This is a genomic window from Streptomyces sp. NPDC001568 (assembly GCF_042893755.1).
In the GTDB taxonomy this organism is placed as follows: Bacteria; Actinomycetota; Actinomycetes; order Streptomycetales; family Streptomycetaceae; genus Streptomyces.
In genome coordinates, this window is the sequence record NZ_JBIAVF010000003.1 from 30,432 (window position 1) to 55,312 (window position 24,881).

Annotated in this window: 25 protein-coding genes; 16 read left to right on the forward strand and 9 right to left on the reverse strand. The window is 72.5% G+C overall.

Annotation, left to right across the window (positions count from 1 at the left end):
- Positions 1 to 71 precede the first annotated feature (71 nt).
- Positions 72 to 803 carry an SLATT domain-containing protein gene (locus ACFY0I_RS05920; RefSeq protein WP_388890776.1) on the forward strand — a complete coding sequence of 244 codons (732 nt, stop codon included), beginning with the start codon at positions 72 to 74 and terminating at the stop codon, positions 801 to 803.
- Positions 804 to 933: 130 nt separating this feature from the next.
- Here ACFY0I_RS05920 and ACFY0I_RS05925 read toward each other — a convergent pair whose 3' ends face one another.
- The 3 genes from ACFY0I_RS05925 to ACFY0I_RS05935 form a co-directional block, all read right to left on the reverse strand.
- The gene (locus tag ACFY0I_RS05925) at positions 934 to 1,584 is read right to left on the reverse strand and encodes a hypothetical protein (RefSeq protein ID WP_388890779.1); all 651 of its coding nucleotides are present in this window, start codon (positions 1,582 to 1,584) and stop codon (positions 934 to 936) included.
- A 155-nt stretch (positions 1,585 to 1,739) separates the two neighbouring features.
- On the reverse strand, positions 1,740 to 2,405 hold the full coding sequence (locus ACFY0I_RS05930) for a GntR family transcriptional regulator (protein ID WP_388890782.1): 666 nt from the start codon (positions 2,403 to 2,405) through the stop codon (positions 1,740 to 1,742).
- A 163-nt stretch (positions 2,406 to 2,568) separates the two neighbouring features.
- Positions 2,569 to 3,921 carry an aspartate aminotransferase family protein gene (locus ACFY0I_RS05935; protein WP_388890785.1) on the reverse strand — a complete coding sequence of 451 codons (1,353 nt, stop codon included), beginning with the start codon at positions 3,919 to 3,921 and terminating at the stop codon, positions 2,569 to 2,571.
- Positions 3,922 to 4,117: 196 nt separating this feature from the next.
- Between ACFY0I_RS05935 and ACFY0I_RS05940 the strand changes: the two genes are divergently transcribed.
- From ACFY0I_RS05940 to ACFY0I_RS05960, 5 genes are all read left to right on the forward strand, one after another.
- Positions 4,118 to 4,747 carry a type 1 glutamine amidotransferase family protein gene (locus ACFY0I_RS05940; protein ID WP_388890787.1) on the forward strand — a complete coding sequence of 210 codons (630 nt, stop codon included), beginning with the start codon at positions 4,118 to 4,120 and terminating at the stop codon, positions 4,745 to 4,747.
- Positions 4,740 to 5,261, forward strand: coding sequence for a MarR family winged helix-turn-helix transcriptional regulator (locus ACFY0I_RS05945; RefSeq protein ID WP_388890790.1), 522 nt, complete (start codon positions 4,740 to 4,742; stop codon positions 5,259 to 5,261). The genes ACFY0I_RS05940 and ACFY0I_RS05945 overlap by 8 nt, the downstream gene beginning before the upstream one ends.
- 198 nt (positions 5,262 to 5,459) lie before the next feature.
- Positions 5,460 to 7,298, forward strand: coding sequence for a serine/threonine-protein kinase (locus ACFY0I_RS05950; RefSeq protein WP_388890793.1), 1,839 nt, complete (start codon positions 5,460 to 5,462; stop codon positions 7,296 to 7,298).
- A gap of 80 nt (positions 7,299 to 7,378) precedes the next feature.
- Positions 7,379 to 7,804 (forward strand): nuclear transport factor 2 family protein, encoded by a 426-nt coding sequence (locus tag ACFY0I_RS05955; protein WP_388890795.1) that lies wholly within the window; start codon positions 7,379 to 7,381, stop codon positions 7,802 to 7,804.
- 5 nt (positions 7,805 to 7,809) lie between these two features.
- The gene (locus ACFY0I_RS05960; protein ID WP_388890797.1) at positions 7,810 to 8,427 is read left to right on the forward strand and encodes a LysE family translocator; all 618 of its coding nucleotides are present in this window, start codon (positions 7,810 to 7,812) and stop codon (positions 8,425 to 8,427) included.
- A 32-nt stretch (positions 8,428 to 8,459) separates the two neighbouring features.
- Here ACFY0I_RS05960 and ACFY0I_RS05965 read toward each other — a convergent pair whose 3' ends face one another.
- The gene (locus tag ACFY0I_RS05965) at positions 8,460 to 8,951 is read right to left on the reverse strand and encodes an HIT family protein (protein WP_388890800.1); all 492 of its coding nucleotides are present in this window, start codon (positions 8,949 to 8,951) and stop codon (positions 8,460 to 8,462) included.
- 201 nt (positions 8,952 to 9,152) lie between these two features.
- Here ACFY0I_RS05965 and ACFY0I_RS05970 point away from each other — a divergent pair, with 201 nt between their 5' ends.
- The 7 genes from ACFY0I_RS05970 (at position 9,153) to ACFY0I_RS06000 (ending at position 17,357) form a co-directional block, all read left to right on the forward strand.
- Positions 9,153 to 10,310, forward strand: a complete 1,158-nt coding sequence (locus ACFY0I_RS05970) for an alpha/beta hydrolase (protein ID WP_388890803.1) — start codon at positions 9,153 to 9,155, stop codon at positions 10,308 to 10,310.
- Positions 10,303 to 11,595, forward strand: a complete 1,293-nt coding sequence (locus tag ACFY0I_RS05975; RefSeq protein WP_388890806.1) for an acyltransferase — start codon at positions 10,303 to 10,305, stop codon at positions 11,593 to 11,595. The genes ACFY0I_RS05970 and ACFY0I_RS05975 overlap by 8 nt, the downstream gene beginning before the upstream one ends.
- Positions 11,588 to 12,922, forward strand: coding sequence for a histidine kinase (locus ACFY0I_RS05980; protein ID WP_388890808.1), 1,335 nt, complete (start codon positions 11,588 to 11,590; stop codon positions 12,920 to 12,922). The genes ACFY0I_RS05975 and ACFY0I_RS05980 overlap by 8 nt, the downstream gene beginning before the upstream one ends.
- Positions 12,919 to 13,590 (forward strand): response regulator, encoded by a 672-nt coding sequence (locus ACFY0I_RS05985; RefSeq protein ID WP_388890810.1) that lies wholly within the window; start codon positions 12,919 to 12,921, stop codon positions 13,588 to 13,590. Before ACFY0I_RS05980 ends, ACFY0I_RS05985 begins: the two co-directional genes overlap by 4 nt.
- Before the next feature lie 87 nt (positions 13,591 to 13,677).
- Positions 13,678 to 15,003 (forward strand): sensor histidine kinase, encoded by a 1,326-nt coding sequence (locus tag ACFY0I_RS05990; protein WP_388890812.1) that lies wholly within the window; start codon positions 13,678 to 13,680, stop codon positions 15,001 to 15,003.
- Positions 15,000 to 15,659 (forward strand): response regulator transcription factor, encoded by a 660-nt coding sequence (locus tag ACFY0I_RS05995; protein ID WP_362875346.1) that lies wholly within the window; start codon positions 15,000 to 15,002, stop codon positions 15,657 to 15,659. Before ACFY0I_RS05990 ends, ACFY0I_RS05995 begins: the two co-directional genes overlap by 4 nt.
- Before the next feature lie 480 nt (positions 15,660 to 16,139).
- Entirely contained in the window at positions 16,140 to 17,357 is a 1,218-nt protein-coding gene (locus ACFY0I_RS06000) for a cytochrome P450 (protein WP_388890815.1), read from the forward strand.
- 131 nt (positions 17,358 to 17,488) lie between these two features.
- On the opposite strand, the gene ACFY0I_RS06005 is transcribed toward ACFY0I_RS06000, so the two are convergent.
- Positions 17,489 to 18,079: a hypothetical protein gene (locus tag ACFY0I_RS06005; RefSeq protein WP_388890818.1), complete on the reverse strand. Its 591-nt coding sequence runs from the start codon at positions 18,077 to 18,079 to the stop codon at positions 17,489 to 17,491.
- Positions 18,080 to 18,371: 292 nt separating this feature from the next.
- Between ACFY0I_RS06005 and ACFY0I_RS06010 the strand changes: the two genes are divergently transcribed.
- Positions 18,372 to 18,746 carry a VOC family protein gene (locus tag ACFY0I_RS06010; RefSeq protein WP_362875343.1) on the forward strand — a complete coding sequence of 125 codons (375 nt, stop codon included), beginning with the start codon at positions 18,372 to 18,374 and terminating at the stop codon, positions 18,744 to 18,746.
- 202 nt (positions 18,747 to 18,948) lie between these two features.
- A complete protein-coding gene (locus ACFY0I_RS06015; RefSeq protein ID WP_388890822.1) occupies positions 18,949 to 19,656 on the forward strand; it encodes an alpha/beta hydrolase in 708 nt (235 codons plus the stop codon).
- A 30-nt stretch (positions 19,657 to 19,686) separates the two neighbouring features.
- On the opposite strand, the gene ACFY0I_RS06020 is transcribed toward ACFY0I_RS06015, so the two are convergent.
- Entirely contained in the window at positions 19,687 to 20,505 is an 819-nt protein-coding gene (locus ACFY0I_RS06020; protein ID WP_388891786.1) for a diacylglycerol kinase, read from the reverse strand.
- Positions 20,506 to 20,689: 184 nt separating this feature from the next.
- Between ACFY0I_RS06020 and ACFY0I_RS06025 the strand changes: the two genes are divergently transcribed.
- Positions 20,690 to 21,973, forward strand: coding sequence for an adenylosuccinate synthase (locus tag ACFY0I_RS06025; RefSeq protein ID WP_388890825.1), 1,284 nt, complete (start codon positions 20,690 to 20,692; stop codon positions 21,971 to 21,973).
- Positions 21,974 to 22,058: 85 nt separating this feature from the next.
- Here the strand turns inward: ACFY0I_RS06025 and ACFY0I_RS06030 are convergent, their stop codons facing one another.
- From ACFY0I_RS06030 to ACFY0I_RS06040, 3 genes are all read right to left on the reverse strand, one after another.
- Positions 22,059 to 22,547 carry a hypothetical protein gene (locus ACFY0I_RS06030; RefSeq protein ID WP_388890828.1) on the reverse strand — a complete coding sequence of 163 codons (489 nt, stop codon included), beginning with the start codon at positions 22,545 to 22,547 and terminating at the stop codon, positions 22,059 to 22,061.
- A gap of 177 nt (positions 22,548 to 22,724) precedes the next feature.
- Positions 22,725 to 23,492, reverse strand: a complete 768-nt coding sequence (locus ACFY0I_RS06035) for a hypothetical protein (RefSeq protein ID WP_388890831.1) — start codon at positions 23,490 to 23,492, stop codon at positions 22,725 to 22,727.
- 265 nt (positions 23,493 to 23,757) lie between these two features.
- Positions 23,758 to 24,639: an alpha/beta hydrolase family protein gene (locus tag ACFY0I_RS06040; protein WP_388890833.1), complete on the reverse strand. Its 882-nt coding sequence runs from the start codon at positions 24,637 to 24,639 to the stop codon at positions 23,758 to 23,760.
- Positions 24,640 to 24,881 lie beyond the last annotated feature (242 nt).

Below are 24,881 nucleotides of genomic sequence, written 5' to 3' on the forward strand. Positions count from 1 at the left end.
GTAGGAAGAGCATGCGCACCATTGCGCACACGCGCACCACGACACGTCAGCGCAGGCAGAGGGAGTGCCGGGTGAGTCAGCCGGAGATGCAGCCCGAGGGGCCACCCCGGGATCCCGCGGAGGACGGCGACGGCGACCTGACCGGCCGGCCGTTCCCGCTCGGGGACTGGGGCGAACCCGCCGAGCGGCTCGACGAGCTCTACCGGCGCGTCGAGGCCGACGCGCTGCGCACCGCCGAGTGGTACCTGTCCGACCGGGCGTGGAAGCGCCGCGGTGCGCGGGCCCTGCGGGTGGGCGCGGCCGCCGGTGCGGTCACGGGCGCCGCGATGCCCCTGCTGGAGCTGACGGGCTCGGCGCCGGGCGCGTCCGCGTACGGGTACCTGTGCCTGCTGTTCGCCGCCGCCTGCCTGGCCTGCGACCGGTTCTTCGGGCTCACCTCCGGGTGGATGCGGGACGTGGCGACCGCGCAGGCCGTGCAGCGGCGCCTCCAGACGCTCCAGTTCGACTGGGCCTCCGAGAACGTGCGCGAGGTGCTGGGGCCGACCGAGGGCACCGCGAGCGAGGCCGCCGAGCGCTGCCTGACGGTGCTGCGGCGCTTCTCCGAGGACGTGACGGAGCTCGTGCGCTCGGAGACGGCGGACTGGATGGTGGAGTTCCGCGCGGGCCCGGCGCCGCTGGTGATGCAGTCGCTGGCCGGCTCCACCGTCCGCTCCGACCCCGGCATCCCCCCGGCGCGCTTCCCCCTCCCCCCGGGCACCCGCCCGAACATGCCGCGCCAGCGTCCGCCGGAGCAGCCGCGGTGAGGTGCGGGGCGTAAGGGGTGCGGAGCGTAGAGGCGCGGTGGCGGGAGCCCGGGTGCGGGGCGGTGGCGCCCCGCACCGGCCCCGCACCCGTCGCGCGGCCGGTCCGGCGGGTCCGGCGGGGTCGCCCGGCTCAGCTGAAGATGATCATCGATCCCTGGCCGAGGCTGCGTGTCGCCGCCGCGTGCAGCCCCAGCCACACGTGGCGCTCCCGGGCGAAGGGGCTCTCGTCGTACGGGATCGGCCCGGCCGATTCCTCCAGCGACGTCGGCCGGCCCGGCGGCGCCGGTGCGGCGGGCGGGTTCCCCGGGTCTATTCCGATCGCCGGGGCGACGACGGCCAGTTCCCGCAGCAGCCCCTGCGCGGACCCCAGCGGTCCGCCCCCGGCCAGCAGTTCCTCGTTGGCCAGCGGAGCCGCGAAGTCCACGGGCACGTAGGCCCCGGCGTGGTCGTAGTGCCACACCAGGTGCGACTGCTGCGCCGTGGGTTCGAACATCTCCAGCAGCTGCTCGTAGTCCCCGCCCAACTCGTCCACCGGGGTCACCGGCAGCCCGCAGATCTGCAGCAGGTACGCGCGCCGCAGGAAGTGCAGCGCGTCGTAGTCGAATCCGGCCACGGGGGCCACGTCCCCGCTCAGGCCCGGCATGTAGGCGAACACGGGGACGGACGGCAGTCCCGCCTCGCCCAGCGCCTTGTCGTACGAGGCGATTTCCTCCGCGAAGGGATTGTCGGGGCTGTGGCACAGCACATCGACGAGGGGGACCAGCCACAGGTCACAGGCCACGCGGGCTCCGATCGGTCGGATCAGTCGTGTCGACTGCCACTGATCCCGTCAGCGTAGTGCGCCGGACACGCTCCGCGAAGGGGTGCGCAAGGACCCGGGGGTGCCGGCGCTCACCGACGGGGCGGGGCCCGGGGCCGGGCGCCGCGTCGCGGGACTCAGAGTCCGGCGGCCCAGTCCAACCCGTGCTGGTTGTACGCGCGCACGATGCGACGCACCTCGTCCGCGTCCGCCAGCGTCACGGCCTCGACCAGTTCGTTGTGCCCGTCCCAGAGCGCCGTCCGCAGTTCCGGCGCACCCTGGAGGTACGGCACGGAGAAGACCCAGCACTGCACCCTGATGCGGTGCAGGAACTCGGTTATGTACGTGTTGCCGACCAGCGTGCTCAGCTCCCGCCAGAACCGCAGGTCGTAGCCGATCAGCACTTCGAGCGAGCCGCTCCGCGCGGCCTTGCGCGCCTCCTCCGCCCGGCGGCGCACCGACACCAGCATCTCGCACGCCCCGGGCGCGGTGCCGCGCTCGACGAGCCGTCGGAAGATGCCGTCCAGGATCAACGTCCGCGCTTCGATCATGCCGACGAAGTCGGCGACGGAGTAGACGCGGACCCGGAACCCCCGATGCGTGGCGGACTCCAGCAGCCCTTGCGCGGCGAGGTCCACGAGGGCCTCGCGCACCGGCGTCGCCGATACCTCGTACTGCTCGGCGATCTGCTTGACCGTGAACTCGGTGCCCGGCGGGAGCCGTCCCGCGAGCACCTCGTCACGCAGCGCGTCCGCGATCTGCTGCCGAAGGGTGTTGCGGGTGACACCTCCGCTGCCTGGCATAGGGGTCCGTCTCCTCCATAGATCTTCGGACACCTTAGGCCAGGCAGCGCGGCCGAAACCGAACGGTTTACGCACCAGTACGCGACGGGAAGCAGCCGGCGCGCGGCGACCGTCCGGCCGGTATGCGGACATACCACTCGCTATCCGGACGCTATCCGGACGTTCAGGCTCCGGTCGTGTGCCGGTCCGCGACCGTCAGCGCGTCGTCGAGCAGCGCCAGACCCTCCTTGGCCTCGGCCTCGGTGATCGTGCAGGGCGGGACGACGTGCGTCCGGTTCATGTTGACGAACGGCCACAGCCCGGACGCCTTGCAGGCGGCCGCGAATTCGGCCATCGGCGCGTTGGCCGAGCCCGCCGCGTTGTACGGCACGAGCGGCTCGCGCGTCGCCTTGTCCCGTACGAGTTCCAGGGCCCAGAAGGTACCCAGACCCCGAACCTCGCCGACCGACGGGTGCCGCTCGGCGATCTCGGCGAGCGCCGGGCCGATCACGTTCTCACCGAGGTGGGCGGCGTGCTCGACGATGCCCTCCTCCTCCATCGTGTTGATCGTCGCGACGGCCGCCGCGCAGGCCAGGGGGTGGCCGGAGTACGTCAGTCCGCCCGGGTAGGGGCGTGTGGCGAACGTCTCGGCGATCGCCCCGGAGATGGCGACGCCACCGAGCGGGACGTATCCGCTGTTGACCCCCTTGGCGAAGGTGATCAGGTCCGGGGTGACGTCCCAGTGCTCGGCGGCGAACCACTTGCCGGTCCGGCCGAAGCCCGACATCACCTCGTCCAGGATGAAGACGATGCCGTGGCGGTCGCAGAGTTCGCGCACGCCGGCCAGGTAGCCGGCGGGCGGGGTCATGATCCCGGCGGTGCCGGGCACCGACTCCAGGATGATCGCGGCGACGGTCTGCGGGCCCTCGAAGGCGAGGGTGTCGGCGAGGTGCGCGAGCGCGCGCTCGCACTCCTCGGCCTCCGTGGTCGCGTGGAAGGGCGAGCGGTAGAGGAACGGGCCCCAGAAGTGCACGACACCGGCCGAGGCGGTGTCCGAGGGCCAGCGGCGCGGGTCGCCGGTCAGGTTGATCGCGGCGGCGGTGGCCCCGTGGTACGAGCGGTAGGTGGAGAGCACCTTCTGACGACCGGTGTGCAGCCGGGCCATCCGTACGGCGTTCTCCACGGCCTCGGCGCCGCCGTTGGTGAAGAAGATCTTGTCGAGGTCCCCGGGGGTGCGCTCGGCGATGAGGCGTGCGGCCTCGGAGCGGACGTCCACGGCGAAGCCGGGCGCGAGGGTGCAGAGCCGGCCGGCCTGCTCCTGCACCGCCGCGACCACCTTGGGGTGCTGGTGGCCGATGTTGGTGTTGACCAGTTGGGAGGAGAAGTCGAGGAAGCGGTTTCCGTCGTAGTCCCAGAAGTACGACCCCTCGGCACCGGCGACGGCGAGCGGGTCGATCAGGGCCTGGGCGGACCACGAGTGGAAGACGTGAGCGCGGTCGGCGGCCTTCACGGTCGCGCCGGTGACATGAGGGGTCATGCGGTCACGCTAGAAGTGCGCAGGTGGGGAGGGATATCGGCGGACTGTATGGGGGTGGGGGGCCATCCTCGGCAGTCTGTCCGCCACGCATGGGAGTCGGGGGTTGACCAGGTTCGCCCACGGAGGTCGTTGACAGCATGCTGACGAGATGACAGTCTATTGTCATCTTCCTCGCCGAAACCGCTGGAGGCACACCATGAGCGAGACCCCGCGCAAGCCCGTCCACCTCGCCGTCTACGACACGTACGCGGACTGGGAGACCGGCCACACCACCGCGCACCTCACCCAGCGCGGCCACGAGGTCCGTACGGTCGGACCCGCCGCCGGACTGCCGGTCACCACGATGGGCGGCCTCCGCATCCAGCCCGATCTGGCGCTCGCGGAACTGCGCCCCGAGGACTCCTCGCTGCTGATCCTCACCGGCGCCTCCCTGTGGGACACCGGTGACGACCTGGCCCCGTTCGCGGCGAAGGCCCGCGAGTTCCTGGCCGCCGGGGTGCCCGTCGCCGCGATCTGCGGGGCCACGGCGGGACTCGCCCGCGAAGGCCTGCTGGACGGCCGGCGCCACACCAGCGCGATCTCCTTCTACCTCGCGGGGCAGCCGGGCTACGGCGGCGCCGAACAGTACGTCGACGCGGACGCCGTCACCGACGGCGACCTGATCACGGCCGGCCCGACGGAGCCGGTGGCCTTCGCCCGCGAGGTCTTCGCCCGCCTCGACGTGTACAAGCCGGACGTCCTGGACGCCTGGTACCGACTGTTCCACCACTCCGACGAGAGCGCGTACCCGGTCCTGATGGCGGCCGAGGAGGCCGGCGATGCCTGATCCGCTCCCGCAGGAGGAGGGGGCGGGGGCCCGGGCGGGGGACGGGACGGAGGGCCTGTCGCCCCGGGCCCGGCAGGACCTGCTGAGCCGCACCGCGCTCGGGGTCTTCCAGCTGAACGGCCAGTTCCTCGCCGTCTCGGAGGAACTGGCCCGCCCGGCCGGGCTCACGGCCGCGTGGTGGCAGGTCCTGGGCGCCGTGCTGCGGGAGCCGCTGCCCGTCGCGGGTGTCGCCCGGTCCATGGGCATCACCCGGCAGAGCGTGCAGCGCATCGCGGACCTGCTCGCCGCCAAAGGACTCGCCGAGTACGTGCCGAACCCGGCCCACCGGCGCGCGAAGTTGCTGCGCCCGACCGAGGAGGGTCGCGCCGCGATCGCCCGCATCCACCCGGGCCACGCCGCCCTCGCCGGGCGCCTCGCCGAGGAACTGGGCGAAGCCGCCTTCGCGGAAACGGCCCGCGCCCTGGAACGCCTCTCCACGGCCCTCGCCGCCATCACCTCGACGCCCGACGCGTAGCGGCGACCCTCGGGGCCCGGCCGCCGGGCAGGTCGCGGGGGTTCCCGTACGGGTCGCTTCGGCGGCAGGACACGTACGGGTCGCGTCGGCCCCGGCGGCGCAACCGGCCGGGCGGCCGGAACCGTCCCTCCCCCTGCGGAGCCCACCGCACTACGCTCGGCCCGTCCGGCCAGTGTCAGGGGGAAGGACCACCCGGCGATGGAACAGTTGCGCCCCGCCGATCCGCATCACATCGGCCCCTACCGCCTCCTGTGCCGGCTCGGCGCCGGCGGCATGGGCCAGGTGTACCTCGCCCGGTCCGACCGGGGGCGCACCGTCGCCGTGAAGCTCGTGCACCCCGCCCTGGCCCGCCACGAGCAGTTCCGCAGCAGGTTCCGCCACGAGGTCGCGGCCGCCCGGCGGGTCGGCGGGGCGTGGACGGCGCCCGTGCTCGACGCCGACACCGAGGCCGACGTCCCCTGGTTCGCCAGCGGCTACATAGCCGGCCCGAGCCTGCGCCAGGCCGTGAGCCACGACTTCGGCCCGCTCCCCCCGCGTACCGTACGGATCCTGGCCTCCGGCCTCGCCCGCGCCCTCCAGGACATCCACCGTGCCGGGCTGATCCACCGGGACCTGAAGCCGTCCAACGTCCTGCTGACCGTCGACGGACCCCGCATCATCGACTTCGGCATCGCCCGACCCCCGCAACGCCCCCCGGGCGATCCCGACGCGGGCCTCACCCGGACCGGCGAGCTCATCGGCTCCCCCGGGTTCATGGCCCCGGAGCAGGTGCTCGGCGGGCCGGTCACCCCCGCGTGCGACGTGTTCTGCCTCGGCGCCATCCTGGCGTACGCGGCCACCGACCGGCTGCCCTTCGGCGACGCGCGGCAGCCCGGCGGCGGCCCGGGGCTACTGCTGCGCATCATCGAAGCGGAACCGGACCTGGACGGCGTACCGGCGCAGTTGCGCCCGCTCGTGGCGGCCTGCCTGCACAAGGACCCCGCCGCGCGGGCGGATCCGGCGGAGGTGTTGGCGCGGGTCGGGGCGGGGGACACCGCCGCCGACGGGCGGGTTCCGGAGCCCTACGGGCGGGTTCCGGAACCCGACGGGCGGGCTCCGGAGCCGTGGCTTCCGGCGCCGCTGGTGGCGCAGCTGGGGCGGCACGCCGCCCAGCTCCTCGACCGCGAGCACGGCGGCCCGGACCGGGCGCCGCTGGTGACGGGGGAGCAGGCGGGGGCCGAGGCGGGGGCGCCATGGGGGTCGCGCACGCCGAGTGCACCGGGCCCTCGGACTCCAGGGGATCCAGGGGATCCAGGGGATACAGGGCATCCAGGGGATCCTCGGATGCCCGATGGGCGTGCTCGGATACCGCAGGCCGCGCCCTTACCCGCGCCGATGCCCCCGCTGCCGGTCGCACCCGCACCTGTGCCGTCGCCGGAGGCGCGGCCTGCCGCCCGCGCCCACGAGCCGCCGACTGCGGCATCCTCATCCGGGGCCGGGGCCGGGGCCGGGGCCGGGGCCGAATCGGGGTCCCGCCCGCATCTCGCGTCGACGGTGTTCCTGCTGGCCGTCGCCGTCGTCGTCGCCGTGGCAGCGGGCGGCTCGGTGTACGCCGTCATGAACGGGGAACCGGAACGGCCCTCCCCCGCCCCGGCACCCACCGCGTCCGTCGTCCGCCCCGGCCCGCAGTCCGCACCGCCGACGGGGAGTCGTGGCGCGGACCCGGCCGAAGGCCCCCGCACCCTACCCAAGGGCTACACCGGTACCTGGCGCGCAACCCACGGCTCCTCGACCTGGCACCTGACCTTGGCCCCCGGTGCGGTGGGGGATCCCGTCATGACCCTCCGCGTCGAGAACCCGGGCTACGTCTGCTCCTGGCGGGCGACTCTGCGAAAGGCCCCTGACCCGGTGGAGCTCGACGCCTCCACCGTCGCCCCCGGAAGCCCTCCCACCTGCACTTCCGGCAGTCGGAGCCGGCTGCGGCTGCTCCCCGACCGGACGCTCCGGCGCGAGCTGGAGGAGGCGTCGATTCCCCCTCTCACGTATCACCGGGAGTAGTCCGGGGCGATTGTGTCGAAGTCAATAAGCCTGCAAGCAAAGCTTGTTGCGCGAGAAGGGCCCATCGCACACTGCGGCACATGGAGCCGTTGAAGGTAGTGGCACAACTGTGGGAGCGGATCGAGGCACGCGACTGGAACGGCGTGAGCGGGCTCATCGCCGAGGACGCCGTCATCGAATGGCCGGTCAGCGGCGAGCGCATCGTGGGCCGGGCCAACTTCATCGCCGTCCTCCGCGACGAGGGGGAAGCGGGCGACGCAGGGGGCTCCGGGGGTGGGGACGAGAGAACCACCGGACAGGTCGAGGTCCTGCGCATCCTCGCGGACGGGGACCTCGTCGTCACCGAGGTGGAGATACCCGAGGACCACGTCCTGTACCGGGCCGTATCCCTGTGGACCGTACGGGACGGGGAGATCGTCGGAGCCCGCGAGTACTGGACCAGCCCCGGCCAGGACCCCGCACCCCGCTGGAGAGCGGGATACGTCGAACCCCTGGTGGCAGACTGAGCCGCGTGCTCACACAACTCGCCGCCGCGACCGGGGTACTGGCCCTGCTGACCGTCGTACCCGGCCCGGACATGGCGATCGTGACCAGGCGGGCCGTCTCGCGCGGGCGTGCCGACGGGCTGCGCACGGTCGGCGGGATCGCCGTCGGGCTGCTGCTCTGGGGCGCCCTCACCGTGGCCGGACTCGCCGCGCTGCTCGCCGCGTCGGCCGAGGTGTACCTGGTGGTCAAGCTCGCGGGGGCGGCATACCTGTGCTTCCTCGGCATCCAGTCCCTGCGCCGGCCTCCCGGTGCGGGCGAGGAGGTGCCGGGGCACGGCGGCGACGGATCGGCCGGCGCGTGGCGCACCGGCCTGATCGCCAACGTCCTCAACCCGAAGATCGCCGTGTTCTACACCGGCCTGCTGCCGTCGCTGGCCCCGGAGGGGCTGCCTCCGGCGGCGGGGATGGCACTCCTCGTACTGGTCCACGTGGTGCTGACGATGGTCTGGCTGAGCACCTACGTCTACGTCCTGTCCCGCGCCCGGCGCTTCTTCGCCCGCCCGCGCGTCCGTCGGACGATGGATCGGGTGACGGGCATCGTCCTGATCGGCTTCGGCGTGCGGGTGGCGACGTCGGCCACGTAGCTCCGGGGTAGGGGTCGCCTGCGCCCCGCGAGCTATCGGACCAACCGGTCGAGCTCCTCGGAAATGGCCGCCCGGACCGCGTCGTGGCGGGGGGCGAGCGCGTACCGGTCGCCGCGCCAGAACTCCTCGTCCTCGTAGAGCCAGACCGGCAGCCGGACGATGTCGTCGGCCTCCCAGTCGTAGCGCGGCCAGATGTGGGCGTGCAGGTACGGGTCGGTGTTGCCGAGGATCTCGATGTTCACGCGCCGGAAGCCCGGGTCGAGGCGCGCGCAGGCACGCTCGACGGCCTCCGCGAGACGCTCCAGGTCGGAGAGGTAGGCGATCCGCCGCGCCGGCGGCAGGTCGGAGAGCCGGGTCACGGCGGGGTCGTCGACCAGCAGCACGGTGTACCCGGGCAGGAACTGCCGGTCGCCGATGGCCGCGAATCCGGAGTCGAGGCGGCGCAGGACGGTGGGGTTCTCCCCCCGGTGCGCGCTGCCTATGCGGTCTTTTCGCCAGTCGGCAGGGCCGTCGATGTCGTTCATCCCCGGACCGTATCGGAGGACGGGGTGAGGGTTGCGTAGGGGCCGTCAGATGGCTCTCCGGTAGGGCCAGTCATACCTGAGAGCTACGCGCGAAGGCGGCTCCGCAGCGTGACGCCGACGAGGCCTCCCGATTTCTAACTTCGGTACCAGATCGGGCGCTTGCCCGCTCGGGACCGCAGAAGAAGGAAGAGGGAACACGCCATGACCACCGGCAACCGCATCCGCCGTACTCTGCTGGCCGGCCTCGTTGCCGCAGCCGTCGTGTTCCCCGTGTCCGCGGCGGCGTCGCCGCAGGCTCCCGCCCCCTCGCCCGCAACCTTCGCCTACTCCGCGACGGCGCAGGAGCGGTACACCGCCAACCTCGCCAACCTCACGGAGGCGGCCGGCAGGGCACAGGACGCGGGCCACCTCACGCGTTCCGCGAAACTGCGGACCATGGCCGGCGCTCCGGCGCCGGTTCCCCACGGAGCGTCCGAGGAGGCGGGCCCCGCCAAGTTCCTCGCCTTCGACGGCCGGGGCCGGGGGCGGGCCGTGGAGGTGCTCGGCGATCTGGGCACCGCAGACCGGATAGCGGTTCTGGTGCCCGGCTCCGACACCACCCTGGACACCTACGCACGCTTCCGTGAGGGGGCGTCGGCACTCCAGCAACGACTCCGGGCCGATCATCCGCGCTCCGCCGTGGTGGCCTGGCTCGGCTACGACACCCCGGGCACGGTCAGCACCACCGTCCTGACGACCGCCCGCGCCGACCTCGCCGCCGCCGAACTGGAGCCCTTCCTCTCCCGGTTGCGGAACCTCACCGTCGCCGGGGCCCGGATCTCGCTGCTCTGCCACTCCTACGGCTCCGTCGTCTGCGCCCGCACCCCGACCGGCTCCGAGGTGACCGACATCGCCCTCTACGGCAGCCCCGGCACGAGAGCCGAAACCGCCGCCGACCTTCCCACCGGGGCCCGGGTGTGGGCGGGCCGGGGCAGCGAGGACTGGATCGGGGGCGTCCCCCACGTCCGGCTCGGGTCGGTCGGATTCGGTACCGACCCCGTGGAGCGCGCGTTCGGGGCCCGTCCCTTCGATGCGGGCGCGGCCGGCCACAGCGACTACCTGAAGCCCGGCAGCACCTCCCTGGCCTCCTTGGCCCGCATCGTTCTCGGCCCCCCGGCCGCGGCGCCTCCGGCCACCCTCGGTGCGCACCCTTCGCCCGCGGCCCGGAGCACCCCGGCCGACGGCGTTCCGCTCGACGCTCCCCGCGGGGCGGCCGTTACTGCCGGCCCTGCTCCCCGCGCCGCCTCCGGCTCGGCGGCCCTGCCCTTCCTCTCGGCTCCGGCCGACGTGCTCACCCTCCGGGAGGTTCCGCGTGCTTAGGCTCTCCGCCCGCTGGTCCGCCCTCGCGGAGCGCTTCGACCGGGCCACTCCCGCCGACCGGAACCGGCCGGTGGACGCCTTGCGGGCGCTCGCGATCCTGGGGGTGGTCCTCGGGCACTGGCTGGTCACCGCGCTGACCACCACCGCCGAAGGCGGCCTGAGGACCACCAGCCCGCTGGCCCACCAGCCCTGGCCGGCCCCGCTCTCCTGGGTGTTCCAGACCCTGGCCGTGTTCTTCCTGGTCGGCGGTCATGTCGCGGCCAGGGGGCACGCCTCGGCTCGAGCGCGCGGGATCCCGTACGGCACCTGGGTCGGGCAGCGCCTCGGACGGCTGTTCCGACCGGTGGCCGCGGTGCTCGGCCTGTGGGGCCTCGCGGCGGGCGGGATGCTGCTGGGAGGGGCGCAGGTGGACACCGTCATGACGCTGCTCGAGCTGGTGTGGTCGCCGCTGTGGTTCCTGTTGGTGTTCGCCGTGCTCACGGCTGCCACCCCGCTCGTCGCCCGGCTCTCACCGGTATGGCCGGCGGCTGTGGTGCTGGCCGTGGATGCGTGGCGGTTCGGCTTCGGCGGCCCTGAGTGGATCGGCTGGGTCAATGTAGCCGCCGGCTGGCTCGTGCCCTACACCCTGGGGGCGGCCTGGTCCCGGGGAGCGTACGCCGGGCGGCGTCCGGCTCTGCTCCTGTGTTCCGGTGGAGCGGCGGCCACGGTGGCGCTGGTGGTGTGGTGCGGGTACCCGGCGTCGATGGTGGGGGTTCCCGGCGCGGCCGTCTCCAACCTGAACCCGCCGACGTTGGCCGCCGTCGCCTTCGGACTGGCCCAGTGCGGCCTGGTCCTGCTGCTCCGGGCACCGCTGGACCGGGCGCTACGGCGGCCCCGGGTCTGGGCGGTGGTGGCACTGGTGAACCTGTCGGCGATGACCGTCTTCCTCTGGCATCAGACCTCGATGATGGCCGTCACGGCCGTCGGGCTGCTGTTCTCCTCCGACGTGCCCGGCCTGCACACCACACCTGCCTCGGCTTCCTGGGTCGTCGCCCGGCTGCTCTGGCTCCCGGTGTTCGCGGCGGCCCTGGCCGTCTGTTGGGCAGCGTTCCGCTGCTACGAGCACCCCCGTCCCACCCGACGCCACCGGGCCCGCCCCACCGCCGCTGCGGTGGGGGGCGCCGACCTGGCCCCGTCCCCCGTCCGGGCCGCGGCCCTGAGGCAGGCCCCGGCCACCGTCCCCGTCCCTGGCCCGAGGGGCGTCCGGGTTCGACCGACTGCCGTCGAGGAGATCACCCATGCCTAGGCTGACCCGTGTGAACAAGCAGCCCGCGCGCAGGGATACGTCCCCGCGGACCGAACCCGTCGAGCGCGGAACTCCCCTCGGCGAGCTCTTCACACTGCGCCACGACCCGCTGCCGCGGATGGCCCGACCGCGGTGGCTGGCCCGGCTGCCGCACGTGGCGGTCCTGCTCCTTGCGGCCTTCTTCGGCCTGACTACCCATCATGAACTCGTCGAGTACTACCGGTTCACCGATGGCCTCCCGGTGGTGGCGGCGGGGCTGACCGGCGCGTCCATCGCCCTCGCCTTGTTCCGCCCGATACCCGCCTGGTGGCTCGGCCTGTTCACCGCGGGGCTGGTGGCCGGCGTGACCCACGCCCATGTGAGGCAGAACGAACCCTGGCCCTGGCTGCCGAGCGGGTACGTGGCCTTCGCCCTGATCATCCTGCTGGTGGCGCTCCGTGTGTCCCCCCGGACCACCGTTTCCGTCGTCGCCCTCTCCACGGGCCTCACCGGCCTGACCGAGCTGTTCTTCGGTCCGGTGCGGGGCGCGAGCACGTTCGTCGTGTGCAGCGTCCTCTTCGGGATCGCCGGGCTCCTCGGGTACGCGTTGCGCGCCCTGCGGCTGGCCCGCCGGCAGTTGGTCGTGCAGGAGACCGTGGCCGAGGAGGAGCGGGCGCGGCGGACCCTGCTGGAGGAACGCAGCAGGATCGCGCGGGAGTTGCACGACGTGGTCGCCCACCACATGTCGGTGATCTCCATCCAGGCGCAGGTCGCCCCGCATCTGGTGGAGAACCCGTCCGAGGAACTGAGGGAGAACCTGGCGGGCATCCGGCAGAACGCCCTGGAGGCCCTCACCGAGCTGCGCCGGGTGTTGGGCGTACTGCGTTCCGAGCAGCCGGAGGATCCCGCCAACCCCCATCACCCGCAGCCGACCCTCGCCGAACTGGAAGGCCTCGTCGACAACGTGCGGGGCGCGGGGTTGGAGGTCACCACCGAGACGGCGGGCATCCGCCGGCCGCTGACGCCGGGCGTCGAGCTGACCGCGTACCGGATCGTGCAGGAGGCACTGAGCAACTGTCTGCGTCACGCGCCCGGTTCGCGGGTGGAGGTCGGCATCGCGTACGGGCCGCGTGATCTGCACCTGTGCGTCGCCAACACCGCTCCGACCCGGCTCGCGCCCCCCTCGCCGGGAGCGGGCCACGGGCTGCTCGGGATGCGGGAGCGGGCGGGCATGCTGGGGGGCGAACTGGTGGCGGGCCCGCGGCCCGACGGCGGTTACGAGGTGAGTGCCGTCCTACCCCTGGACCCGTCGGTCGGGTCCTCCTCCGAGACGAAGAAGGACAGATGAGCACTCCGATCAGGGTGATGATCGCCGACGACCAGATGATGGTGCGGCAGGGTTTCACCGTGCTCCTGAACACGCAGCCGGACATCGAGGTGGTCGGCCAGGCCGTGGACGGCGCGGACGCGGTGGCGAAGGTCGCCGAGCTGGTTCCGGACGTGGTGCTGATGGACATCCGCATGCCGGGGATGGGTGGCATCGAGGCCACGTCGATCATCACCCGCACGCCCGGTTCGGCGGTGAGGGTGCTCGTGCTGACCACCTTCGACCTCGACGAGTACGTCTACGAGGCGCTGCGCGCGGGCGCCTCCGGGTTCCTGCTCAAGGACGCCTCGGCGGAGCAGCTCGCCGAGGCGGTGCGCGTGGTGGCCGGCGGTGAGGCCCTACTGTCTCCGAACATCACGAAGCGGCTGATCACCGAGTTCTCCCGGCTGGGGGCACCGCGGGCTCCGTCGAAGGCGCGGATCGAGGCGCTGACGGAGCGGGAGACCGAGGTGCTGTCGTTGATCGCCCAGGGCCTGTCCAACGCGGAGATCGCGGAACACCTGGTCGTGGCGGAACAGACCGTGAAGACACATGTCAGCCGGGTCCTGGTGAAGCTGGGCCTGCGGGATCGGACCCAGGCGGCGGTGTTCGCGTACGAGACGGGTCTGGTCCGTCCGTCGGGCTACTGAGGCGCCCGCGTAGTCCCTGAGAGGGACCCGCAGAAATCCCCTTCGCTACCGACGCGGGCGACCACAGCGCCCACCTACGGTTCAGGTATGACCGAGACGACCACCGGGGCCACCCCCCGACCGCCAGAATTGCGGATGGCCACGGGCATCATGCAGAGCCTGCGTGATGACCTGATCACCCACGCCTTCGCCTACCGTCCGCTCCCGCCGATGCCGACGGACGGGCCGTTGACCCGGCGGCTGTCACCGAGGATGGCCGCGAGGGTGGCGTACCTGCCGCACGCGGCGATATGCGCGACGGCCTTCTTCGTGGTCCTGCTGGCGAGTGCGAACACCATCAGTGGGGCGCCCCTCCAGCACCTGGTGATGGGGCTGATCGCGGCGACCCCGCTGCTGATGACCCTGGTACGGCCGGTGGGAGCCTTCTGGGCGGCGTTGGCGGCCACCGCGGTGCTCTCCGTCCTTCACGGCCAGAGTTTCACCTGGCCGTGGTCACCGAGCACCTTCGTCGCCTACCTCGCGACGGTGACCGTCGTGGCGGCGCGGACCCGGCCCCGGGTGGCCGGCTGGATGTGGGTCATCACGGTGGTGTTCGGCGCGGTCCTGCCGATCCTGGTCGGCTCCTCCAACGCGGGGGAGGCCGCCCCGATGGCCTTCGCGTCGGCGGTGGCACTGCTGGTGGTCACGGTGCGCAACACCCGCAGGGAGGCGCGTCAGGAGGTCTCGGCGCAGCAGGAGGTGACGGCCGTCGAGCGGGATCGGCGGACGCTGCTGGAGGAGCGGACGACGATCGCGAGGGAGCTGCACGACGTGGTCGCCCACCACATGTCGGTGGTGGCGATCCAGGCCGAGGCGGCCCCGTACCGGGTGAAGAACCCGCCGCCGGAGCTGGAGGCGGCGTTCGTCACCATCCGGGAGAACGCGGTGGCCGCGCTGACGGAGCTGCGCCGCGTACTGGGTGTGGTCCGTTCCGCGGACTACGAGGCGCCGGACGCCCCGCAGCCGACGCTGGCCTCGATGGAGGGGCTGCTGGCCAACGTGCGGGAGGCCGGTCTGAGGGTGGAGAAGACCGTCACCGGTGCGGTGCGGGAGCTGCCGCAGGGGGTGGAGCTGTCGGCGTACCGGATCATTCAGGAGGCCCTGAGCAACAGCCTGCGGCACGCGCCGGGTGCGGTGGCCGAGGTGGAGGTGTCCTACGTGCTGGGTGGTCTGGGGGTACGGGTCGTCAACGGCCCGCCGGTCGGTGATGTCCGCCCTTCGCCGGGTGCGGGGCACGGGATCACCGGGATGCGGGAGCGGGTGGCCATGCTGGAAGGTGAGATGACCGCCGGGGTGAGCGCGGACGGCGGGTACGAGGTGGCGGTGTTCATACCGGTGCGCAGCCGCCCCGAGTCCGTGGAGGAGTCGGCATGACGATCAGGGTGCTCATCGTCGACGACCAGATGATGGTGCGCGAGGGCTTCTCGGTCCTGCTGAACGCGATGGACGGCATCGAGGTCGTGGGCGAGGCCGTCGACGGCCGGCAGGCCATCGCCCAGGTCGCGGCCCTGCGGCCGGACGTGGTGCTGATGGACATCCGCATGCCGGAGATGAACGGACTGGAGGCGACGCGGCAGATCGTGGCTTCCGACACGGATGCGAAGGTCCTGGTCCTGACCACCTTCGACCTCGACGAGTACGTGTACCAGGCGCTGCGGGCAGGCGCGTCCGGGTTCCTGCTGAAGGACGCTTCCGCCCGCCAGCTGGCGGACGGGGTGCGGGTGGTCGCCGCCGGGGAGGCACTGCTGGCCCCTTCGGTGACGAAGCGTCTGATCGTGGAGTTTTCCAAACTGGCGGAGGCTCCCCGCCTCGCCGATCCGGCGGGGGTGACGGAACTGACAGAACGGGAGACGGAGGTGCTCGTCCTCATCGCCCAGGGCCTGTCCAACGCCGAGATAGCGGACCGGCTCATGGTCGCGGAGTCCACGATCAAGACGCACGTGAGTCGCATCCTGGTGAAACTGGGCCTCCGCGACCGAACGCAGGCGGCGGTGTTCGCCTACGAGACCCGACTGGTGACGCCGGCGTAGCGCTCGACAAACCCTGAGTCTGAGTGCCCGTCAGGATGTGCGGGTGGGGGGTACTCCACGACCCCTGAGTGGATGCCGGACGCCCACCTGTTGGGGCACCACGAGCCGGACCGCCTCCGGGGGCGCCGGGTCGTCCTTCAACGGGTGCCGCAACGACAGCCGGCGCATCACGGACCGGCTCGGCACGGCGGGCACACCACGAACCGCGCGGCACCGTTCGGGACACCACGGACCGGAGCAGCACCGTTCGGGACACCACGGACCGGAGCGGCGCGCGCTCCCATGACCCCGCGTGGCAAGAGGCGTCGGCCGGACGTTTCCGGCGTCGCGACTCGCCCGGGCTTCCACGCACGGCTAGTCGCCCGCAGGGCGCGCATGCGCGCGGCGGGCGCCCTTTCCCCAGCGTGGACCCGCGGCCCCGCTCCGCCAGGTGGTGCGGTGAGCCCTTGCCGCACCGGGGAAACGGCCTACGCTGCGAGGATGGGTTTTGATCCGTGGGACGCCGCGTTCGTAGCCGATCCGTACCCCGCCTACCGGGAGTTGCGGGAGCAGGGGCGGGCCCTGTGGTCCGAGGCGACCGGGCAATGGCTGGTGCCGCACTACGCCGACGTGAACGGGCTGCTGCGGGACCGCCGGTTGGGCCGCACCTACCTGCACCGGTTCTCGCACGAGGAGTTCGGGCGCGAGGCGCCGCCGCCGGAGCACGAGCCGTTCCACACGCTCAACGACAACGGCATGCTGGACCTGGAGGACCCCGCGCACGGGCGGGTGCGTCGGCTGGTGGCGAAGGCGTTCACGCCGCGCACCGTCGAACGGCTCGCGCCGGAGGTGGAGCGGCTGGCCCGCGAACTGGTCGACGGGCTAAGGGAAGCCGGGGGCGGCGACCTGCTGACCTCCGTCGCCGAACCGCTGCCGGTCGCGGTCATCGCGGAGTTGCTCGGCATCCCGGAGTCCGACCGTGGCCTGCTGCGCCCGTGGTCGGCCGACATCTGCGGCATGTACGAGCTGCGTCCGGACGAGGAGACCGCGCGGCGGGCGGTGACGGCGAGCCTGGAGTTCAGCGCGTACCTCCGGGAGTTGATCGCGGAACGCCGCAACCGCCCCGGGACGGATTTGATCTCCGGGTTGATCGCCGCCCACGATGACGAGGGGCGGCTCAGCGAGCAGGAAATGATCTCCACCTGCGTGCTCCTGCTGAACGCCGGACACGAGGCGACCGTCAACACGACCGTGAACGGCTGGTGGGCCCTCTTCCGCAATCCGGAGCAGCTCGCGGAGCTCCGCGCGGACCCCGGAGCGGCGGATCCGAAAAAGTTGTCCACAGCTGTGGATGAACTTATGCGCTATGACACGCCCCTCCAGCTGTTCGAGCGCTGGGTTCTCGAAGACATCCAGGTCGGAGGCACTTTTATCCCCCGCGGGGCGGAGGTCGCCCTGCTCTTCGGCTCCGCGAATCGGGACCCGGCTCGGTTCACAAACCCGGACGAACTGGACCTCGCGCGGGCCGACAACCCGCACCTGACCTTCGGAGCGGGCATCCACTACTGCCTGGGAGCCCCGCTGGCCCGACTGGAACTGGCGGCCTCGTTCGGGGCACTGCTGGAGCCGGGCCTCCCGCCACTGAGGCTCGTACGGGAGCCCCAGTGGCAGGACGGCTACGTCATCCGCGGCCTGCGCGAACTGCTCGTGGAGTTCTGAGCCGCCCGGAGCCCGAAGCCCCGACCCCCGGCGGCCCCGTCGCCCACGGCACGCCCCACCGACGGCCCCGTCACCCCACGGCCCGTCACCCCACGGAACGTCACGCCACGGCTCGTCACCCAGGCGCCCCGTCAGTCGGCGATGTCCACGTGCATGTTGAACCGGACTCCGTTGATCTTCACCAGCAGGTTCCCCTGCACCTTGCGCCGGGCGAGGGTCGCCCCGACCGCCCCCTTGCCGAGCGCCGCCTTGTCCTGCGGGGCGTGGCTGACGAATTCCGTGAAGAGGCCGCCCCCGGCGAGCCCGGCGGCCTGCCGCCATTCATCGCGCAGTTCGCCGTACGTGTCCGCGTCCATCGGGGAGCCGCCGAGCCCCAGGTTGATGCGCTCGCCGCCCACGTACGCGTCGGCACACTGCTTGAGGATGGACGGGACCAGCGTGTCCTTGAGGCTGTAGTGCACCTTCACCGCGGCCAGCAGCCCGCTCGGATCGCCGGACAGCTTGGCCTTGCGCGCGTCCTTCGCGCCCGACTTGAAGATGTCCTCCCTGTCGCTGTCGATGGTCTTGCGAGCCTGCTCGAAGCCGTGCTCGGGGTTCTGTGCGATCCCGACCGACAGGTCCCACTTGCCCGCGGGCACCCACTCGGGGTCGAACCCGATCTCCTGGCAGTAGTCCCTGAGGTTCTGGTCGGCTTCGGCCGCGGACTTGGCGTACTTCGGCATGCGTCCCCTCCGATGTCGTTCGTTCGTGCAGCGACGCGGTCCAACGTGCCACGCGGGGGACGGCCCGTCAGGCATATCACCCAGATGGTGAAAGGGGTCTGCGCATGGGGCGACTGAGGCGGCCAGGAGAGCCGTGCCTCGCGTCCCCGGGCTGGATCACACCAGAATCGCAGCGCCGCCCCCACAACCGGCCGCAGGCCACCGCCCCCCGCCCCCACTCCCTCACCGGTCGACTCCCTCCCCCTCCCGGGGGACGATGGACAGGGGGCTTCGGCACGTCAAAGGACTGATCATGTTCGAGGAAACCAAGGCGTTCAGCGGATTCGCGGTCAACGACATCCCCCGGGCCAAGGAGTTCTACGGCGGCACGCTCGGCCTGCGCGTCAGCGAGGAGAACGGCATGCTCGTGCTGCACCTCGCGGGCGACACCGACGTGCTCGTGTACCCGAAGGACGACCACGAGCCCGCCGGTTTCACGATCCTCAACTTCCCCGTACCCGACGTCGAGCGCGCGGTCGACGAGCTCACGGCCGCCGGCGTCTCCTTCGAGCGCTACCCGGGCTTCGACACGGACGCCAAGGGCATCGTGCGCGGCAGCGAGGGCCCGCCCATCGCCTGGTTCAAGGACCCGGCGGGCAACGTCCTGTCCGTACTCGAACCGATGTGACCCCCGGGCGCAGAAGCACAGGGGCGTCAGGACAACACGACGGCAGGACGGCAGGACGGCACGACGGCACGACGGACGGACGCGGGGACGCGGGCGCGCTGCGGTGGCGGCGCCCCGGGCCCCTGCCTAGCGTGGGCAGCGCATCCGGACACGCACCCCCGCACCCCTCCCGCACACGTCCCCCGCGAGAAAGGCCCGCCCCATGCCCGCCACGTCCGACAAGCCCTCCATCGTCCTGGTCCACGGCTTCTGGGGCGGCGCCGCCCACTGGGCCAAGGTGATCACCGAACTGCGCCGGCGCGGCTTCGGCGACCTGCACGCCGTGGAGAACCCCCTGACCTCCCTCGCCGACGACGCCGAACGCACCCGCAAGATGGTCCGGCAGATCGCCGGACCGGTGCTGCTGGTGGGGCACTCGTACGGCGGCGCGGTCATCACCGAGGCCGGCGACCTGCCGAACGTGACGGGGCTGGTGTACGTCGCGGCGTTCGCGCCGGACAGCGGGGAGAGCCCGGGGCAGATCACCGAGCAGCACCCGCCGGCGGCGTTCGCGAACATCGCGCCGGACTCCGACGGCTACCTGTGGGTCGAGCAGGACGCCTTCCACGAGAGCTTCGCGCAGGACCTCACCCCGGAGGAGGCGCTGGTCATGGCGGTGACGCAGAAGGCCCCGCTCGCGTCGACCTTCGGTGACGCGGTGAGCACGCCGGCGTGGCGCACGAAGCCGTCCTGGTACCAGGTGTCCACCGAGGACCGCATGATCCACCCGGACAACGAGCGCCGCATGGCGGAGCGGATGAACCCCCGCAAGACCATCGAGCTGAACGCCTCCCACGCCTCACTGGCCTCCCAGCCGGGCGCGGTGACGGACCTGATCGAGGCCGCCGCGACGGACCTGTCCGGCCGCTGACGGTCGGCGAAAGGCCCCGACGGCCCCCGCCTACCCCCGCGGCAGGGTGAGGGCCCACGCCGACCGGCGCAGGGTCCACGTACGCCGCCTGACCGGGCCCGTCAGGACCTGGTTGGCCCGGTAGCGGAAGTCCGCCCCGGAGACCGTCACCGTCTCGGCCCGGCTCGTCAGCGGCAGGCCGCCCGAGAGCCGGACCACCACCTCCGCGGGCCCACCCTGCTCGGGCGTCCGTACGGCGACGTCCTCGACGGGGTGGTCCAGGTCCGCCAGGACCACCCCGTCGACCTCGATCCGCAGCCGGTGCACGGGGCGCGCCTCGGGCGCGGCCGGGCTCGGCAGCAGCGTGCGCAGCAGGGAACGGTACGTACCGCCCCACCGCGCGACCGCCTGCGTGCGCGGGGGCGGCGGGATCCGCAGCCCGCCCAGCACCACCGCGTCGCTGTCGTCGACGAGGAGGTCCCTGGTCCGCGCCACTCCGTCGAGGGCCGCCCGCGCCGCCGGCACCGCCGACAGCGGCACCCCGAGCGCCCCGGCCAGCGCCAGTGAGCCCGGCGGGCCGACCGGGACCAGCGAGAGGACGCCCTCGCCCATTCCGCGCTCCCGTTCCCGGTGCAGCAGCCCCACCGCGCGGACCAGCGCGCGGTCGTCACCCACGATCACCGGCCGCCGATGACCCCGGCGGGCGAGGGCCCGCGCAAATTCCTCCTGCGAATCCGGGAGGCAGATTTTCGCCGCCGCTCCCGCTGACAACACATCCTTCGCGATTCGCACGGACTCGCCGTCAAGACGGCGGGCGACCGGGTCGACGAGCACGAGCAGGCCGCCTACCGGCGCGCCCGCATGGCTCATGGTGGGCTCTGGAGCCGACACCTCGGTCCTTCCTCGGGTAGCATCTTTGTGCAAGAGGCCCTTGCGCTATTGCGCCAGGGCCTTCGTCTATTCCGGGGTACCGGTCCGACGGCTCAGCCTGCGGTGTACATCGTCGTACGCCCCCTGACCTTGGACATGCCCCATCCGGAAGAGGTGTACGCCTGTGCCCGCTCTTGTGCTGCTCGGAGCTCAGTGGGGTGACGAGGGCAAGGGAAAGGCCACCGACCTGCTCGGTGGATCCGTTGACTATGTAGTGCGATACCAGGGTGGTAACAACGCCGGCCACACGGTCGTCGTCGGTGACCAGAAGTACGCACTGCACCTTCTCCCCTCCGGCATCCTCTCACCCGGATGCACCCCGGTCATCGGCAACGGTGTCGTCGTCGACCCGGCCGTCCTGCTCTCCGAGCTTCGCGGCCTGAACGAGCGCGGCATCGACACCTCCAAGCTGCTCATCAGCGGCAACGCGCACCTGATCACGCCGTACAACGTCACCCTCGACAAGGTCGGCGAGCGCTTCCTCGGCAAGCGCAAGATCGGTACGACCGGTCGCGGCATCGGCCCGACCTACGCGGACAAGATCAACCGCGTCGGCATCCGCGTGCAGGACCTGTACGACGAGTCGATCCTCACCCAGAAGGTCGAAGCGGCGCTGGAGGGCAAGAACCAGCTCCTCGCGAAGCTGTACAACCGCCGCGCGATCGAGGCGGAGGCGATCGTCGAGGAGATGCTCCAGTACGCGGAGCAGATCAAGGGCTACGTCGCCGACACCACCCTGATCCTCAACAACGCGCTCGACGAGGACAAGGTCGTGCTCTTCGAGGGCGGCCAGGGCACCCTGCTCGACGTCGACCACGGCACGTACCCCTTCGTCACCTCCTCGAACCCGACCGCCGGCGGCGCCTGCACCGGCACCGGCGTGGGCCCGACGAAGATCAGCCGCGTCATCGGCATCCTCAAGGCCTACACCACCCGCGTCGGCGCCGGCCCGTTCCCGACGGAGCTGTTCGACGAGGATGGCGAGGCCCTGCGCCGCATCGGTGGCGAGCGCGGTGTCACCACCGGCCGTGACCGTCGCTGCGGCTGGTTCGACGCCCCGATCGCCCGCTACGCGACCCGCGTGAACGGCCTGACGGACTTCTTCCTCACCAAGCTGGACGTGCTGACCGGCTGGGAGGAGATCCCGGTCTGCGTCGCCTACGAGATCGACGGCAAGCGCGTCGAGGAGCTCCCGTACTCGCAGTCGGACTTCCACCACGCGAAGCCGATCTACGAAACCCTCCCCGGCTGGTCCGAGGACATCACCAAGGCCAAGACCTTCGCGGACCTCCCGAAGAACGCCCAGGCGTACGTCAAGGCCCTGGAGGAGATGTCGGGCGCCCCGATCTCCGCGATCGGCGTCGGCCCCGGCCGCACCGAGACGATCGAGATCAACTCGTTCCTCTAGGAACACCCGACGGAGCGGGGCAGACGGCGCGTACGCCGTCTGCCCCGCTCCGTCGTTCCCGGGACCCGGGCCGCCGTCGCCCGACTCAGCAGAACGCCTCCTTCGCCACGGCGGCGCCCTTGTTCCAGCCCTGACTGAACTGCTGGTTCGCCGAGGCCGGCGCCGTCGCCGCGCAGTTCGCCCTGACGGCGTCCCAACCGGCGACGATGCCGGCCTTCGAGGTGGTGCCGGTGGTCGTGGTCGTCGTACCGCCGCCGCTGCACTGGGTGACGGTCGTGCCCTGCCGGATCGAGTACGTGGCGTCCTTCTTCTGCTTGGCGATCGTGAAGGTGCCGTCCGGACTCATGCTGAAGCCGGCGCCGATGCCCGTGGACGATTCCAGGAACGCGGGCCCCGGCAGGAAACCGCCGCCGGAGACGTTCACCGTGCCGTCCGGCAACACGCCCGACAGCGAGCACGTGGCGGCGGGGACGACCGCGGGAGCCGTCGGGGCCTGGGCGAAAGCGGTGGATCCGAGAGCGAGGGAACCCACCACCACGGGGGCGAGCAGGGTCAACCGCGTACGTCGGTTCATGGTGTTTCCTCCCGTGCGGGAGAGGGGGCAGGAGAGGCTGGACGTCGGCGTGCCCACGGAGCGGCGCGCGACCCCCTCCAGGGCCCGGGGCACCGGCACGGCGGCCGGAAGGCCGGACATGTCCGCCGCTTTCCATCGTCTCCCGCCCACCCGTACGTGTCGACCGCGCCGGACGGGCTACGCGGCCCCCACGCCCGGAGCCGCGTACGTACGCAGGGTCACGCCGTGCCGGGTGTGGAGGCGGAAGATCTCGAAGGCCGCCAGCGCCGTGGTCGCCACCGCACCGCCGACGGGAAGCGTCCAGGTGTCCTCGGGCCAGGTCCCGACGGACCAGAACACGCTCTGGATGACGAACTCCCAGGCCAACACGACCGTCAACAGCGCGGGCAGCGCCTGGTGGACCTCCACGGTGCGGAACATGTGCCGGGACGCGGCGGGCACCGCGAACCAGATGAAGGCGGCCCCCCGCGCCGCCATGGCGATGCCGACCACGATGGCCACGTACGTCACCGGCGCCCCGGCGCCGAAGTGGGCCGGCACCAGCAGCATGCAGGCGACCGCCGCCCCCACCAACAGGACGTGTCCGAGGAAGGCCCCGACCGCGATCAGCGGTCCGCGCAACTGCGCCCTCATACGACCCCGGTGCCCGGGCCGGGCGGCGGCGATGAACACACCCACCACCAGTGGCACGCTGACCAGCAACAACACGGGCGTCAACGCCACCTTGAGCAGCCCGTCCCAGAGCCAGAGGACGAGGTACTTCCCCTCGCTCATGGCGATCGGCACCTTCACCAGCAGCGCCGTCGCCAACCCACCCCAGAACCGCACGGCTTGCAACGTCCGCACGCGCGGGTCGTGCAGCACGGCACGCGCGTCCGGCTCCATGAACCGCTCGACGAGCAACCGGTCCCGGTTTCCCCCGACCTCACCCAAGTCCCCCTGCATTCAACGATGTTGACATCGAAGGGCGAGCGGAAGCCACCCTTCCCCGGGGCGCATCCAGGTCGTTCTCAGGGCGGCGGACGGGGCGGGTCAACGGGCGGCCGTGATCGTCGGGCCCGGTTCGGTCACCGGCGCCTGCCGGACCGGTGACATCCGAGCCCGGTCGCAGCCGAACGAGGCCGTACGGCGAGGGGGTTGGGGCCGTACACCGGACGAGGGCGTCACCGCCCACCCCGCTCAGCGTCCGCCCCTGGCGCCGGCGCCGCGCCTACCACGCCAGCTGCGCGATTTCCTCCGAGACCACCGCGCAGGCGTCCGCCGCCGGGTCGATCAGGGGGAAGTGGCCGACCCCGTCCAGGAGGGTCAGGCCGACCGTCTCGCCCGCCTTCGCCGCCGCGGCCACGTACGACTCCGCCACCTCGGGCGGGACCACGATGTCGTCCCGCCCGTGCACGACCGCGGTGGCGATGCCCGTCGGGAGCAGGGCCGCCGGGTCCGCGAAGGGCAGGCGTCCCGCCCAGTGTTCGGCGCCGCCCAACAGCTGCGCGGACGCGCCCCCGCACACCTCCAGCTCCTCCGCCACGGCGAAGTCGGCGATCGGGGCCAGCGCCACCACCCCGCGCAGCGCCGGCGGGCCGGCCAGCCGCCACGGGGAGCCGAGGGGCAGTACGTGTCGGGCCGCGGCCCACAGGGCGAGTTGGCCGCCCGCGGAGTGACCCGTCACGACCGTGCGCCGCGGGTCGGCCTCGGGGAGCGCGGTCGCGGCCAGCCCGGGGAGGGCGTCCATGGCGGCGGCGACATCGTCGAAGGTCTCGGGCCAGCGTCCCGCGACGGGTCCGCCCGCCCCCTGGTGCGGCAGCGAACTGCCGCGCCGGTACTCGACGTTGGCGACGGCGAAGCCCTGACGGGCCAGGAAGCCGGCGAGCGGGGTGATGTGCTGTCGGTCGTACGGGGCGCGCCAGGCCCCGCCGTGCAGGACGACGACCAGGGGCGCGGAGCCGGGCCCGGCGCCGTCGCCGTGCGGGGCGTAGAAGTCGATGACCTGGTCGGGGTGTTCCCCGTACGCGGCGCTCGCGTCGGGGAGGACCGGGGGGTGGGCGAAGGCCGAGGCGGCCTCGGCGGCGTCCCGTTCGACTGCGGGGTCCGTCATCGGCTCAACCTCTCGGTAACGCGTGGGACAGCGGGGACTGGTGTTCCGGTGTTCCGGCAGAGCGGGACCGTATCAGGCGCGAACCCACCCCCGGCCGGCCGGAGCCCCCTTCGTCGCGGTGGGGGGGGGGGGGGGGCCCCCCCCCCCCCCACGGGGGGGGGGGGGGGCCCCGGCCCCCCCCAAAAATAACCACCGCGGGGGGCCGGCGGGTGGGCCCCGGGGCCCCCCCCCCCCCCGCCGCG

What these genes read in the sequence shown, in the direction of transcription:
- ACFY0I_RS05930 (WP_388890782.1), bottom strand. Translation starts at nt 2,405, where the DNA reads ATGCCAGGCAGCGGAGGTGTCACCCGCAACACCCTTCGGCAGCAGATC.
- ACFY0I_RS05935 (WP_388890785.1), bottom strand. Translation starts at nt 3,921, where the DNA reads ATGACCCCTCATGTCACCGGCGCGACCGTGAAGGCCGCCGACCGCGCT.
- ACFY0I_RS05940 (WP_388890787.1), top strand. Translation starts at nt 4,118, where the DNA reads ATGAGCGAGACCCCGCGCAAGCCCGTCCACCTCGCCGTCTACGACACG.
- ACFY0I_RS05945 (WP_388890790.1), top strand. Translation starts at nt 4,740, where the DNA reads ATGCCTGATCCGCTCCCGCAGGAGGAGGGGGCGGGGGCCCGGGCGGGG.
- ACFY0I_RS05950 (WP_388890793.1), top strand. Translation starts at nt 5,460, where the DNA reads ATGGAACAGTTGCGCCCCGCCGATCCGCATCACATCGGCCCCTACCGC.
- ACFY0I_RS05955 (WP_388890795.1), top strand. Translation starts at nt 7,379, where the DNA reads ATGGAGCCGTTGAAGGTAGTGGCACAACTGTGGGAGCGGATCGAGGCA.
- ACFY0I_RS05965 (WP_388890800.1), bottom strand. Translation starts at nt 8,951, where the DNA reads ATGAACGACATCGACGGCCCTGCCGACTGGCGAAAAGACCGCATAGGC.
- ACFY0I_RS05970 (WP_388890803.1), top strand. Translation starts at nt 9,153, where the DNA reads ATGACCACCGGCAACCGCATCCGCCGTACTCTGCTGGCCGGCCTCGTT.
- ACFY0I_RS05980 (WP_388890808.1), top strand. Translation starts at nt 11,588, where the DNA reads ATGCCTAGGCTGACCCGTGTGAACAAGCAGCCCGCGCGCAGGGATACG.
- ACFY0I_RS05985 (WP_388890810.1), top strand. Translation starts at nt 12,919, where the DNA reads ATGAGCACTCCGATCAGGGTGATGATCGCCGACGACCAGATGATGGTG.
- ACFY0I_RS05990 (WP_388890812.1), top strand. Translation starts at nt 13,678, where the DNA reads ATGACCGAGACGACCACCGGGGCCACCCCCCGACCGCCAGAATTGCGG.
- ACFY0I_RS05995 (WP_362875346.1), top strand. Translation starts at nt 15,000, where the DNA reads ATGACGATCAGGGTGCTCATCGTCGACGACCAGATGATGGTGCGCGAG.
- ACFY0I_RS06000 (WP_388890815.1), top strand. Translation starts at nt 16,140, where the DNA reads ATGGGTTTTGATCCGTGGGACGCCGCGTTCGTAGCCGATCCGTACCCC.
- ACFY0I_RS06005 (WP_388890818.1), bottom strand. Translation starts at nt 18,079, where the DNA reads ATGCCGAAGTACGCCAAGTCCGCGGCCGAAGCCGACCAGAACCTCAGG.
- ACFY0I_RS06010 (WP_362875343.1), top strand. Translation starts at nt 18,372, where the DNA reads ATGTTCGAGGAAACCAAGGCGTTCAGCGGATTCGCGGTCAACGACATC.
- ACFY0I_RS06015 (WP_388890822.1), top strand. Translation starts at nt 18,949, where the DNA reads ATGCCCGCCACGTCCGACAAGCCCTCCATCGTCCTGGTCCACGGCTTC.
- ACFY0I_RS06020 (WP_388891786.1), bottom strand. Translation starts at nt 20,505, where the DNA reads ATGAGCCATGCGGGCGCGCCGGTAGGCGGCCTGCTCGTGCTCGTCGAC.
- ACFY0I_RS06030 (WP_388890828.1), bottom strand. Translation starts at nt 22,547, where the DNA reads ATGAACCGACGTACGCGGTTGACCCTGCTCGCCCCCGTGGTGGTGGGT.
- ACFY0I_RS06035 (WP_388890831.1), bottom strand. Translation starts at nt 23,492, where the DNA reads ATGCAGGGGGACTTGGGTGAGGTCGGGGGAAACCGGGACCGGTTGCTC.
- ACFY0I_RS06040 (WP_388890833.1), bottom strand. Translation starts at nt 24,639, where the DNA reads ATGACGGACCCCGCAGTCGAACGGGACGCCGCCGAGGCCGCCTCGGCC.